Annotated in this window: 11 protein-coding genes; 8 read left to right on the forward strand and 3 right to left on the reverse strand. The window is 54.3% G+C overall.

The features are described from left to right. Positions 1-6: 6 nt before the first annotated feature. Complete coding sequence (locus ACGHM3_RS04600) at positions 7-2,559, reverse strand: LPS assembly protein LptD (RefSeq protein ID WP_345427798.1); 2,553 nt, start codon at positions 2,557-2,559, stop codon at positions 7-9. A gap of 208 nt (positions 2,560-2,767) precedes the next feature. Here ACGHM3_RS04600 and ACGHM3_RS04605 point away from each other — a divergent pair, with 208 nt between their 5' ends. Together ACGHM3_RS04605 and murU are read left to right on the forward strand one after the other, a co-directional pair. Beyond that, positions 2,768-3,811 carry a phosphotransferase gene (locus tag ACGHM3_RS04605; protein WP_345427797.1) on the forward strand — a complete coding sequence of 348 codons (1,044 nt, stop codon included), beginning with the start codon at positions 2,768-2,770 and terminating at the stop codon, positions 3,809-3,811. Then, complete coding sequence (gene murU / locus ACGHM3_RS04610) at positions 3,808-4,503, forward strand: N-acetylmuramate alpha-1-phosphate uridylyltransferase MurU (RefSeq protein WP_345427796.1); 696 nt, start codon at positions 3,808-3,810, stop codon at positions 4,501-4,503. Before ACGHM3_RS04605 ends, murU begins: the two co-directional genes overlap by 4 nt. 14 nt (positions 4,504-4,517) lie before the next feature. On the opposite strand, the gene ACGHM3_RS04615 is transcribed toward murU, so the two are convergent. After that, complete coding sequence (locus ACGHM3_RS04615) at positions 4,518-5,549, reverse strand: DUF3530 family protein (RefSeq protein ID WP_345427795.1); 1,032 nt, start codon at positions 5,547-5,549, stop codon at positions 4,518-4,520. A gap of 152 nt (positions 5,550-5,701) precedes the next feature. Between ACGHM3_RS04615 and rpe the strand changes: the two genes are divergently transcribed. The 6 genes from rpe to trpC all read left to right on the forward strand — a co-directional run bounded on the left by rpe (position 5,702) and on the right by trpC (position 11,996). After that, entirely contained in the window at positions 5,702-6,370 is a 669-nt protein-coding gene (gene rpe, locus ACGHM3_RS04620; protein ID WP_345427794.1) for a ribulose-phosphate 3-epimerase, read from the forward strand. Between the two features lie 661 nt (positions 6,371-7,031). Then, positions 7,032-7,730 (forward strand): HAD family hydrolase, encoded by a 699-nt coding sequence (locus tag ACGHM3_RS04625; protein ID WP_345427793.1) that lies wholly within the window; start codon positions 7,032-7,034, stop codon positions 7,728-7,730. Positions 7,731-7,992: 262 nt separating this feature from the next. Then, on the forward strand, positions 7,993-9,456 hold the full coding sequence (gene trpE, locus ACGHM3_RS04630; RefSeq protein WP_345427792.1) for an anthranilate synthase component I: 1,464 nt from the start codon (positions 7,993-7,995) through the stop codon (positions 9,454-9,456). 11 nt (positions 9,457-9,467) lie between these two features. Next, positions 9,468-10,046 carry an aminodeoxychorismate/anthranilate synthase component II gene (locus tag ACGHM3_RS04635; protein ID WP_345427791.1) on the forward strand — a complete coding sequence of 193 codons (579 nt, stop codon included), beginning with the start codon at positions 9,468-9,470 and terminating at the stop codon, positions 10,044-10,046. A 31-nt stretch (positions 10,047-10,077) separates the two neighbouring features. Continuing rightward, positions 10,078-11,115, forward strand: coding sequence for an anthranilate phosphoribosyltransferase (gene trpD / locus ACGHM3_RS04640; RefSeq protein ID WP_345427806.1), 1,038 nt, complete (start codon positions 10,078-10,080; stop codon positions 11,113-11,115). An 83-nt stretch (positions 11,116-11,198) separates the two neighbouring features. After that, complete coding sequence (trpC, locus tag ACGHM3_RS04645; RefSeq protein WP_345427790.1) at positions 11,199-11,996, forward strand: indole-3-glycerol phosphate synthase TrpC; 798 nt, start codon at positions 11,199-11,201, stop codon at positions 11,994-11,996. An 88-nt stretch (positions 11,997-12,084) separates the two neighbouring features. Here trpC and ACGHM3_RS04650 read toward each other — a convergent pair whose 3' ends face one another. Next, positions 12,085-12,246, reverse strand: coding sequence for a hypothetical protein (locus ACGHM3_RS04650; RefSeq protein ID WP_345427789.1), 162 nt, complete (start codon positions 12,244-12,246; stop codon positions 12,085-12,087). Between the last annotated feature and the right edge of the window lie 213 nt (positions 12,247-12,459).

Below are 12,459 nucleotides of genomic sequence, written 5' to 3' on the forward strand. Positions count from 1 at the left end.
GCTTTGTTACTCTGGGAAAACTGCTTGCTCGCGGAGGCTGTAGCCTGGAATGGTTTCGGACATTAACTGATAGAACTTACCGGTGCCACTGCCAAAGCCTTTAAATTGGATATCCAGAAACCAGCCGCGTTTATAGTTTAAATCGTCGTCGGCCACAACTCGGGATAGGTCGTTACTGACCCAGCGCCGCCATACCAGGCGGGCGCGGTAGCAACAGCTGTTGTATTCGAGGCCGGCAAAGCTGTCCAGTTCCCGCTCGAAGGTAAAATCGTGCAGGTTGCGGGCGATGAAATTCACCTTGTCGGATACCGGCAGCATCATGGAAATATCGCTTTGGCGGGTATGTTGCTCGATGGTTTCATCGTTGAGTGTGGTATCTGGTTTGCGGCGATAGCTAAAACCTAGGTTGATCAGGCGGTGGTCGTTGTCTAGGTACTGCAGATTGGAGCGGCCTTCGTTGATCACCTGTTGCCCCTCATCGTACAGCACCGAGGTGTTCCAGCTGATGGTGGAGCCAATGTTAAACGCCAGTTCAGCGGCCAGCTCTGAGCGTGGTGCATCGGTATATTGGTTGCTGGCGCTAATGTAATTGTTGTTGTACTGGGCCACAAAGTTGCGGCGATCCTGCAGGTAGTAGATTTGCCCCAGGCTGGCCCGCACCACCTCTCGGCCGCTGGTGCTGTCGATGAAGCGCGTGGTTAGGCCCACAGAAACGCGGTTGTCATCGTCAATGCGGTCGCCACCGGAGAAGCGACTATCACGGAACAGCTGGTTGTAGCTCATGGTAATGTCGGCGGAGTCGAAATCCACGTCCTGGCCATCGGCGGTAAGGTTGAACAGGCTACTTTGGTCGGTGTAATCGCTGTAAAAATAAAACAGTCGGGGCTCAAAGGTTTGCAGATAGTTGCGTTTGAAAATAGTGCCTTCGCGCTCAAAGAAAAGGCCACCGTCCAGGCTGGTTTGTAAGGCAGTAAACGATTGCTGAGCGTCTGCTTCGGGCAGGAGGTTGTAGTCATCCAGCTGGTAGCCGAGGTGTTTGAAGTACACCGCCGGGGTGAAGAATCCCCAAATGCTTTGCAGCGGATAGCTGACTTTATAATCTGCCCGGGCGCGCGCGCCTTTAATGATGCTGCGATCGTTGTTGTCAAAGTTCTGGCTTTGATCAAACCGCACCAGCTCGTGGTTGAGCTCTGTCAGCAGGCCCTGATAGAGGTAGGAGCCGTCTAATTTCATTCGTGGCAGCTCTTGGTAGGGCTGCTGCGTGTAGAAGTCGAGGGTTTGGTAAGCCCGGGCAGTGATACTGGATTGCCAATTGTCCCAGCGGTAGCCAAAGGTGCCCTGGCGCAACAGGTGGGTGTCGTAATTAACATCGATGGCAGTGTTGTCGAGATCACGAAAGTAGTTTTGGTCGCTGACCTTGGTAAAGTCGACATCGGTGTACCAAGCTGTGTTTTGGTCATTGGCCGAACCCCCCTTACTTTGAATGCCGAGTAACCAGCGATCCTCGCCAATAAAGGGGTTGTTGTCGCCTTCTTCGATGATACCTGCGTCCACCAAATAATCGACATTTTGGTTGTTAATGCCGCGGTCGTTGTTTAACAGAGCAAAATCCACGCTGCTGGCAAATAGCGAAGACAGATGGCGGAATTGGCCCTCTACGCCGGTGCCTCGGTTGTGAATGTAACGCGGGCTGAGCATTAGGTCGTAATTGGGGGCAAGGTTGAAATAAAAAGGAAATGACAAGTCAAAGCCGCCGTTGTCACTAAAGCCCATGCCTGGCCATAGGAAGCCAGACAATCGCGCGTCACTGGCCGGGAAGGTGATAAACGGCAGCCACATATAGGGCACGTTTTTAAAGCGAAACACCGGGTTTTTGGCCACTCCCCAAATGTTATCTTCGCGGATATCAATATGTTGGGCTTGGATTACCCAGTCCTCAGTGCCCGGCGGGCAGGTGGTTAACGTGGCATTACTGAGGTGAATACTGGCGTCGGTGTGCTTTTTGAAGCGGCTGGCGTCCGAACGCATTTGGTTCTGATAGAGCACGACGCCAACATTATGTAACTCGGCGGTGCCGCGTTGGTTGTTAATATGGCCGGATTCTGCCGCGACGCGGGCCGATGGGTCGCGCAGAACGATGTTGCCAGAGATTTCAGCCGTGCCGGTACTGCGGTCTACCTCGAGGCGGTCGGCCTCAATGGACTGCCGGCCCTGTTGGGCTTGTACGTTGCCTTCTAATATAAAGCGATTGCTGTTGATGGCACGTGAGCGGTCCGCGCTGGCGCGCATTGGGGCCTGGCTTGGGGCTAGGTCGGATTCGCCGGCGGCGGGGGTGGGGTAAAAATAAGCCCCGGTGCAGTTGCGGCCGACGGAACGCATTTGCTCGTCGGTGAGGTTGACCTTGGGTTGCCAATCGATGCGTTCTCGATTCACCGTCTCCGCAACTAAGCCGACGGGAGCTGTGACCAGGGTCAGGCCCATAACGGCAGTGCGCAGGCTGGCGCGCAGAGAAAACATCGGCCGTACGGCAGCTGTGGAAGTCTGGTTTGAATCGGGCATACCGTTGGCAAAAATCGTTGGCTAAAGCAGGCGCAGATTCTACGGAAACGGCGTTGTCAGGTGAAGGCCTGAAGCACAAAGCCGCGAAATTAAACGCACATCCACCGCTTGTATGGGCCGTAGTTGCAGTTTTGTTTGTTGAATTCGGCGCATTATGCGTCTTTGGTGGTACTCTATTGCAAACTTTAATAACACTGTTAGCCAGTCTATGAATGCATCCCAGCACACCAATCTAACCCAGTGGGTTAACCAACAGCTGCAAGCGCTGGGCGCTACAGAGCCCTGCACCCTGGCAGCACTTAGTGGCGATGCTGGGTTTCGTCAGTACCTGCGGGTGGATAACGGCCCGCGCCCAATGCTGGCGGTGTTGGCGCCGCCGGAGTCGGAAAACAACCCGTTGTTTGTGGCCTTGGCCATCGCCCTGCGTAAAGGACATTTATGCACGCCGGAGGTATTTGCCGCAGACTTTGAGCGCGGCTATCTGTTGGTGGAGGATTTTGGCGATCAACTGCTATGGTGCAGTTTGCAGCAACAGCCCATCAACGCCGATTGCCTCTACGGCCAAGCCTTAATCAGCTTATTGTCTTTACAGCAAGAACAACCCTACCACATCGATTTGCCCAGCTATGGCCCGCAGATGTTACTGCGCGAGATGAACCTATTTAACCATTGGTTTGTGGGTGAATTGCTGGGCTTGGACGAGCAACTGGGCCACGACACCCTGGCGCCCATTTACAACCAGCTAGTGGCCAACGCGTTGGCTCAACCCCAGGTGCTGGTGCACCGCGATTTCCACTCTCGCAACTTGCTAGAACGGCCCGGCCTGCCCCTGGGGGTGATTGATTTTCAGGGCGCCGTGTGGGGGCCGATTACCTATGATGTGGTGTCGTTACTAAAAGACTGTTACCTGCAATGGCCTCGCGCCAAGGTTGAAGGCTGGGCGCTGAGCTACTCCGAGCTGGCCAAGGACACCGGGCTGCTTGCGGAGGTAGATAACGCCACGTTTTTGCGCTGGTTTGACTGGACGGGGTTGCAGCGCCACATCAAGGTGTTGGGAATCTTTGCTCGCCTAGCGCTGCGCGATAACAAACCCAACTATCTGCAGGATTTACCGCTGGTGGTGCACTACGTGCGTGACTGCGCAAGCCGGTACAGTGCGCTACAGCCACTGGCCGATTTATTTGATCAACAGCTTATGCCAGTTGTCGAGGCGCAAAGTTGGTATCAACCGGTGGTAGCAGCGCAAATATGAGCCAATCGCCGGTCACTAAAGCCATGTTATTGGCCGCCGGGGAGGGCAGGCGCATGCTGCCTTTGACCCAGGATACGCCCAAACCCTTGCTGCCGGTGGTGAGCGATACGTTAATCGGTCATCAGTTGCAACGCATCCGCGCCGCGGGCCTGCAACAGGTGATCATCAATGTGGCATATTTGGGGCAACAAATCATCGAGCGGCTGGGCCACGGCGCAGACTACGATGTTACCATCGCCTATTCCGAAGAGCCTCAACCGTTGGAAACCGCTGGTGGTATTAACCGAGCCCTGCCGCTGCTAGGTGATGGACCCTTTGTGCTTGTCAACGGCGATGTTTGGTGCGATTTCGACCTGGCGCAGTTGGTGGATAAAATGTTGCCCGAACAATGCTTGGGGCACTTGGTTTTGGTGCCAAACCCAAGCCATAACTCGGGCGGGGATTTCGCCTTAGTTGACGGCCTATTGGTGCCCAGTGCCGGCGCTGACACCAGCTTTACCTACAGTGGCATTGCATTGCTGCGGCCAGAACTAATCGCCCATTATCCCCAGCGGCGGGAGCGCTTTGGGCTGAAAGAAGTGTTCGATTGGGCCATTGCCCAGGGTCGGCTCAGTGGTGAGGTGCATTCCGGCCATTGGCTGGATGTGGGCACCCCCGAGCGGCTGGATCAACTACGCATGCATCTGCGATAACCCGATTAAGGCGCTTAGCGGCGAATAAACCCCTTCACCCTGTTAACCAAACGCCGATCCGCCTGGTCTGAGGCCGCCGTGGGTGGGTGGTAATGCTGCTGCCGAAAGTACCCTCCGTAACCCGCTTTTTGCGCTGCCAAACGCCGTTGCTGGGGTTGGTTTTGAGTGCGTTCTGGTATTAGGTCCAACACCGGCATGGGGGCTTGCAGGAAGCTGGGCAGCGTTTGTGCTTGGCTGGGCAGTTGGTTGCGCGCTTCAATGAGCACCAGCTTGAGTGTAATCCGAGGCGTTTCTTCGTCTTCCGAGTTTATCTCGGCGGCGAGTTGCTCTGCCCAACGCGCAGCCCAGTAGCCGCCATCTCCGACCCCCACCAACACAATGTTCCTGCGCAAGGGCTCCTCCACCAGGGTAAAAGCCTGCAAGGTGAGTTGGTCGACAATGGTTTCTGCCGGTATGGCAGGTTCTGGGGCTGGCTCTGGATCAGTGGGCGGTTGGGCTGGCGCCGGAGCGGGCGATTGTGGTTGCTCGGCATCCGGTGCAGAGACCTCGGTTTCTTCTGCGGCTGGCTCTTGGTCGCCGTCGTCTGCCTCAGCTTCGGTTTCTGGTGTTGTGGGCGCTGGTGCTGGTACCGGCCGCGCTGGAATGGCCGGTGGGTTGGGCTCTGGTAAGGCCATGGCCAGCACTGTCCAGCCACTCTCTGACAGCTCGTTTCGCAACGGCCGAATCTGCAGCGGCCAATCTGGATGCTGGCCGCGGTCTGGCAGCAGTACCACCAGCCCACGGTTGTTGGGTTTTTGGCTTGGTTGCAGCAAAGCGAGGTAATTGTGCTCGGCAACCATTAAGCGGTGGGGCTGGGTATTGGGGTGCTCCCGAGTGACGGCGTCAATCAGCCATTGCGGTGTTTGATCCGGCAGCAGGCCAATGCGTTCTATGGGCAGGGGTGTGGCGGGCTGATCGGTTTCTTCGCTGGCCCCAGCGTCGGTTTGGTCTGGATTGGGGGCTTCTTGCGCCTTGCTGGGGAAGGCTGCGACCAACCAGCAGAGCACAAATATTGGCCAAAGTTTTTGCCCTAGGGGCCTGGCTTTGTTTACAATCCGCGCCCTCGCAAGTGGCTTGCCTGCTATTGGTAGCCAATCATTAAAAAAAGCATTCACATCACACATCAAAACCGAGATTCCTACGAGGCACAGGTAACACTATGGCAGATTATTGCATTGCTCCCTCTATTTTAGCTGCAGATTTTGCTCGTTTGGGCGAAGAAGTGGACGCGGTGTTGGCCGCTGGTGCCGACATGGTGCATTTTGATGTTATGGACAACCACTACGTTCCCAACCTGACTGTTGGCCCCATGGTGGCCAAAGCGCTGCGCAAGCACGGTGTGACTGCGCCGATCGACGTGCACCTGATGGTTGAGCCCGTGGACGACATGATCAGTATGTTTGCCGAGGCCGGTGCCAGCTATATCACCTTCCATCCGGAAGCCTCACGGCACGTCGACCGCTCCATTCAATTGATTAAAAATGCCGGTGTGAAAGCAGGCTTGGTGCTAAACCCCGCCACCGAGATTGATAGTATTAAAACCATCCTACCTCAGCTGGACATGCTGTTGTTGATGTCCGTAAACCCCGGCTTTGGCGGTCAAAAGTTTATCCCCTACGTGTTGGATAAGGTCAAGCAAGCCCGTGCCGCTATCGACGCCACAGGCTGTGACATTCGCCTGCAAGTCGACGGTGGCGTAACCGCAGATAACATCCGCGCGCTGGCCGAAGCCGGCGCCGACACTTTCGTGGCCGGCTCTGCCATCTTCGGCAAAGACGACTACCAAGCCGCCATCGGCGCCCTGCGTGAAGAACTGGCAAAGGCTTAACCACCCATCGTCAAACGTCACAGCAACGGCTGAAATAAGACCACTAGAACCCCTCTCTTAACGAGACACCCATGTTAACGAGACACTTAATGTGTGGGTGTCTTGATAAGGAAACCGTAGGGAAGCGGAAGGCAGGGAGATCGGCTTTGTTGAAGTGGGTGTCTTAGTAGCATCTTAGTAGCAATGCATCTTCGTGAGACAGCCGTGTTAACAAGACGTGTTAACAAGACGTGTTAACAAGACGTGTTAACAAGACGTGTTAACAAGACGTGTTAACAAGACGTGTTAACAAGACACCCACGTTAATAAGAGCCGTGTTAACAAGACACCCACGTTAATAAGGCACTCAGCGTGTGGATGTCCTGAGTAAGAACAAGGAGTCCTTAGCATGGGTGTCTTGTTAGTGGGTGATTACAAGACACCCACGGTTAATAATGCACTCAGCATGTGGGTGTCCTAAATAAGGACGACTAAGCCTTTGCATGGGTGTCTCGATAGGAAAGCTCCTTTAACATGGGTGTCTCAATAAGGAAGCGATAGTGAGGCAGAAGGCGTGTAAAACGGAGCTCTTCACATGGGTGTCTTACTTAGTGGGGCGAGACATGGTGTGGGTTTGTGGTTACAGTGTTGGCTTGTATTGAGTTGAGTGAGATCTTGGGTAATGAGTTCACAGTCCCCCAGTAGTACCGTTTTGGCCCAGTTGTTGGGTGGTTTGCCTGAGTTGGTGATGTACGATTTGGATGGCACGTTGGTCGACAGTGTGCCGGGTATTGCCCTGGCCGTGGACCGGGCATTGGAAGAATTGGGGGCTTCGCCTGCGGGGGAGGCTTTGGTGCGCACTTGGGTGGGCGGTGGTCAGCGGCTGTTGGTGCAGCAGGCGATCAATTTTGCTGGTATGGCTCCGGCCCAGCTGGATAGCGCCATCAAGGCGTTTCGTAAGCACTATGCCCACACTGCGGATCATAATTTGGCTCTATTCCCTGGGGTGGCGGAGACTTTGGCGTTTTTTGCCGATCACGGCGTTAGCCAGGTGGTGGTGACTAACAAGCCCATTGAGTTTGTGCCTGCCATGCTAGAGGGCCTGGGCATCGCCCATTACTTTGCCGATCAGCTGGGCGGCGAGTGTTTGGCCACGCGTAAACCAGATCCGTTGATGCTCAATACCATGCTGCAGCGTTTTTCTGTGCGCCCGGATAATGCCGTGATGGTGGGCGATTCCAGCAACGATTTGCTGGCCGCCAATGCCGCTGAAGTACCCTGTTTGGCAGTCAGCTACGGCTATGCCCGTGGCGATGACCTCAGCCAATATAACCCGGTTTGGTTGGGCGATAACTTGGCGCAATTGTTGGCCCCCAATTGAAACTGGACTCCACTTCAAAGGGTGGCTACACTAGCGCCGAAAATTGACCGCCAGGAACTCGGTACAATCCACCCATGTTTACTATCTGCAACATGACAGTCACCTCTCAATTGACCGCTAAGGTCAACCACCACTCTTGGCGATGGCGTCGCTAATCTGACCCTTTTTGCCCTTTACTAGGGCTGCTCGTACTCAATTTGCCTAAGGCAGGCTACAACAATCACTGATTTCAGTGGCTGGCCTACTGCACAGGATTACAACGATGACGCCAGAACAATTTACCCAATATCAACAGCAAGGCTACAACTGCATTCCCGTCTATCGGGAAGTGTTGGCCGACTTAGACACGCCAGTGTCGACCTACCTGAAACTGGCCCAGGGGCCTTATTCTTATCTGCTTGAGTCGGTCCATGGTGGCGAAAAATGGGGCCGTTACTCGATCATCGGTCTGCCGGCCAAAACCGTGCTTACCGCGCGCGGTGATAAGGTCGAAGTGCGTCGCGAGGGCAAATTGATTGAATCCCTCACCACCCCCGATCCACTGAGCTTTGTGGAGAGTTTCCGCAGCCGTTATCAGGTTCCATCCATGGACAGCCTGCCGGAGTTCAGTGGCGGCTTGGTGGGCTACTTTGGCTACGACTGCGTGCGATATGTGGAGCCAAAGCTCAAGCAAGGCCAAAACCGTGACGTAATCGGCACTCCAGATATTTTGCTGATGGTGTCCGAAGAGGTGTTGGTGTTTGACAACTTGGCCGGCAAAATACTGTTGATTGTGATTGCTGAAGCCAATGACCACGGCTACCAAAAGGCGCAATCTCGCTTGGATAGCCTGCAGGCGAGTTTATCCGAGCCCGCGCCGCGCACGGATTTGATCAAACTCAGTGGCGAAAAGGCCCGTGAAGGCCAATTTACCTCCAGCTTCGGCGAAGATAACTTCCATAACGCCATTGATTCCATCAAACAGCATGTACTGGCAGGCGATACCATGCAGGTGGTCCTATCCCAGCGTTTGTCCATTCCGTTTGCCGCATCACCGTTTAATTTGTACCGAGCTCTGCGCAACCTGAATCCCTCGCCCTACATGTACTTCTTGGATCTGGACGACCACCAGGTTGTGGGTTCTAGCCCAGAGATCCTGGCTCGTTTGGAGCACGGTGAGGTCACCGTGCGGCCCATCGCTGGCACTCGCCGCCGTGGCAAAACCGAGGCGGAAGATCTTGCCTTGGAACAAGAAATGCTGGCCGATCCGAAAGAAATCGCCGAACACCTAATGCTCATCGATCTGGGGCGTAACGACGTCGGCCGGGTGGCGCAGACAGGAACCGTAAAACTCACCGACAAAATGGTGGTGGAGCGCTATTCTCATGTTATGCACATCACCTCCAACGTCACCGGCCAGATCAACCCAGGTTTGACGGCCATGGACGTACTTAAAGCTAGCTTGCCGGCGGGAACTCTGAGTGGCGCCCCCAAGGTTCGCGCCATGGAAATCATCGACGAGCTGGAAAACGAAAAACGCGGCATCTACGGCGGTGCCGTTGGTTATATTGGCTGGAATGGCAACATGGATACCGCCATCGCCATTCGTACGGCGGTGATCAAAGACGGCACCTTATATGTGCAAGCCGGAGCCGGGGTGGTGGCGGATTCCGTGCCCGAGCTGGAGTGGAAAGAAACCATGAATAAAGCCAGGGCCATGTTCCGCGCTGTGGATATGGTGCTGTAGGAGGAATAGCCATGATATTAATGATCGATAACTACGACTCCTTCACCTACAACGTGGTGCAGTACTTGGCCGAGCTAAACGCTGAGGTTAAAGTCATTCGTAATGATGAGCTCAGTGTGGATGAAATTATCGACCTGGGGGCCGACAAAATCGTAGTTTCACCTGGCCCCGGCAACCCAGATGATGCCGGCGTCTCATTAGAAGTAATCAGCCGCTTGGGTGGCGCGGTGCCGATCTTAGGCATTTGCTTGGGCCACCAGAGTATTGGTCAAGCCTTTGGTGGGCGCATCGTGCGAGCCGGCCAAATCATGCACGGCAAAATTTCACAAATGCACCACAATGGCGTGGGGGTGTTTCGCAACCTACCTAGCCCATACCCAGCAACACGCTACCACTCCCTGGTATTGGACAAAAGCCAAGTGCCGGATTGCTTAGAAATTACAGCCTGGACGCAAACCGAGTCCGGTGAGATGGAAGAGATTATGGGTATTCGCCATAAAGACATGGCCATAGAGGGTGTGCAATTCCACCCGGAATCGATCCTGTCCGATCATGGTCATGCCCTATTGCAGAACTTTATCGATGGCTAATCCAAACAATAACAACAAGGAGGATGAAGTGATGGATATTAAGGCCGCATTGGCCCAGGTGGTGGAAGGCAAAGACCTCAGCACCGAACAAATGGCCGCGGTTATGCAGCAAATCATGACCGGCCAGGCCACCGACGCTCAAATTGGTGGATTTTTAGTGGCGTTGCGCCTCAAAGGCGAAACCGTGGATGAGATCACCGGCGCCGTTCAAGTAATGCGCGCCCTGGCAACCAAAGTTGAGCTGGGCGCAGACGATTTGGTCGATACCTGCGGCACCGGTGGCGATGGCGCTGATTTGTTTAACGTATCAACCGCGGCTGCGTTTGTGGTGGCCGCTGCCGGTGGACGTGTGGCAAAGCATGGTAATCGCTCGGTTTCTTCCAGTACCGGCAGTGCGGATCTGCTCGAAGCCGCTGGCATCAACCTGGCGCTGTCACCGGAGCAGGTAGGCCGCTGTATCGAAGCCTTAGGTGTGGGCTTTATGTTTGCACCGGCCCATCACAGCGCCATGAAGCACGCTATAGGCCCGCGTAAGGAGCTGGGCCTGCGTACCATTTTTAATATTCTGGGGCCGCTTACCAACCCCGCCGGAGTAAAGCGTCAGGTCATTGGTGTGTTCAATAAAGCGCTGTGCCGGCCGGTGGCTGAGGTGCTGGGCCGTTTGGGCAGCGAGCATGTGTTGGTGGTTCACGCCGAAGACGGCCTGGATGAGATCTCTCTGGCCGCACCCACCCACGTGGCTGAGCTACGCGCAGGAGAGGTGACCGAGTTCAGTATCGCGCCGGAAGATTTCGGTGTCGCCCGGCAAGAGCTCACTGGCTTAACTGTGGCCAACAGCCAAGAGAGCCTGGCGCTGGTTCGCGCAGCGTTGGGCAATGAGAAAACAGATTTGGCACAAAAAGCGCAAGATCTTATCGCCCTAAATGCCGGAGCGGCTATTTATGTCAGCGGCGCTGCAGCGAGCTTGGCCGAGGGTGTTACCCTGGCGCAGGATGCCCTGGGCAGTGGTTTGGCAAAAGAGAAAGTGTCTGAGCTGATGGCGTTTAGCGCCGTATTTGCCGAACACTAACAGTCAGCTAACAACCAGATTAGCCAACAGCACACAACCGCTGATTCGTCTATGGACGAACCAAACACAGAAAGAGAAGCATCATGGAAACGCCTACAGTATTACGTAAGATTGTTGCCAGAAAATTTGAGGAAATCCGCGAGCGCGAGCAAAAGGTCAACCGTGATCAACTGCTCCAAATCATCAAAGACAACAACGATACACCGCGCGGTTTTGTTAACGGCATGGAGCAGAAAGTCGCCCAGGGCCATGCCGCTGTTATTGCCGAAATTAAAAAAGCCTCGCCCAGTAAAGGTGTGATACGGGAAGATTTTTACCCTGGAGAAATCGCCCGCAGTTACGCCCGCGGGGGTGCCGCCTGTTTATCGGTGCTTACCGACGTGGATTTTTTCCAGGGCAGCAATGAATATCTGCAGCAAGTGCGCTTGGAAGTTGACCTACCGGTAATTCGTAAAGATTTCATCGTTGACGAGTATCAAGTATTTGAAGCTCGCGCCATTGGTGCCGATTGCATTCTATTGATTGTGGCCTGTTTGCAGCCGGAGCGCTTAAAGGCCTTAAATGAGCTGGCTATGGAGCTGGGCATGGATGTCCTGGTTGAGGTGCATAACGCCGAAGAATTGGAAACCGCCTTACAGTTACCCAATCGCTTAATCGGTATCAACAATCGCAACCTGCACAATTTTGAAGTGACCTTAGATACCACCTTCGATTTACTGCAGTCTATTCCTGATGATCGCATGGTGGTGACCGAAAGCGGCATCAACACTATTGACGATATCGCTGCGATGCGTGGCCACAACGTCAATGCGTTTTTGGTGGGCGAAGCCTTTATGCGTGCCGATGACCCTGGTCACCGGTTAATGGAAATGTTTAATTAACGGTTTTCTGTCTTTACCCATCGCTTGCCCTCGGGCGGGATTTTAATTGCTGTCAATGTCACGCAAACAATGTCACAGTAAGAAAAGTTTAACGCTCAAAAGCTAGGGTTAACAATTGCAAAAAAATCGCCGTGTTGATTAACAATACGGCGATTTTTTTTGCTTTAAATTTACGCTCGATGTCAGTTTGTTTACCGCCATCGTTAGGCCAATATTCGGCGCGCTCGTCAAGCGCTTGGACATGAGTCACGCCCAACGCGACAGATGTTTCACACGACCTTTATCCACAATAGCTCGAATCGACTTTAACTTCTTGGGGGTTAGGTGTTTATACACTGTCACTGCAATGCACCTCGCCGGCGAATGCCATTGGGCGAGTGTTACTGTGTAGTGCAAAAAAAGTTAATGTTGTTGATTTATGAAACAGTTTGACGCTCGGCGTAACAGAGGTTTCGTGGTGGTT

This window comes from Halioxenophilus aromaticivorans, from assembly GCF_042850945.1.
Classification (GTDB): Bacteria; Pseudomonadota; Gammaproteobacteria; order Pseudomonadales; family Cellvibrionaceae; genus Halioxenophilus; species Halioxenophilus aromaticivorans.

What these genes read in the sequence shown, in the direction of transcription:
- ACGHM3_RS04635 (WP_345427791.1), top strand. Translation starts at nt 9,468, where the DNA reads ATGATATTAATGATCGATAACTACGACTCCTTCACCTACAACGTGGTG.
- trpC (WP_345427790.1), top strand. Translation starts at nt 11,199, where the DNA reads ATGGAAACGCCTACAGTATTACGTAAGATTGTTGCCAGAAAATTTGAG.
- trpE (WP_345427792.1), top strand. Translation starts at nt 7,993, where the DNA reads ATGACGCCAGAACAATTTACCCAATATCAACAGCAAGGCTACAACTGC.
- murU (WP_345427796.1), top strand. Translation starts at nt 3,808, where the DNA reads ATGAGCCAATCGCCGGTCACTAAAGCCATGTTATTGGCCGCCGGGGAG.
- rpe (WP_345427794.1), top strand. Translation starts at nt 5,702, where the DNA reads ATGGCAGATTATTGCATTGCTCCCTCTATTTTAGCTGCAGATTTTGCT.
- ACGHM3_RS04625 (WP_345427793.1), top strand. Translation starts at nt 7,032, where the DNA reads ATGAGTTCACAGTCCCCCAGTAGTACCGTTTTGGCCCAGTTGTTGGGT.
- ACGHM3_RS04605 (WP_345427797.1), top strand. Translation starts at nt 2,768, where the DNA reads ATGAATGCATCCCAGCACACCAATCTAACCCAGTGGGTTAACCAACAG.
- trpD (WP_345427806.1), top strand. Translation starts at nt 10,078, where the DNA reads ATGGATATTAAGGCCGCATTGGCCCAGGTGGTGGAAGGCAAAGACCTC.
- ACGHM3_RS04600 (WP_345427798.1), bottom strand. Translation starts at nt 2,559, where the DNA reads ATGCCCGATTCAAACCAGACTTCCACAGCTGCCGTACGGCCGATGTTT.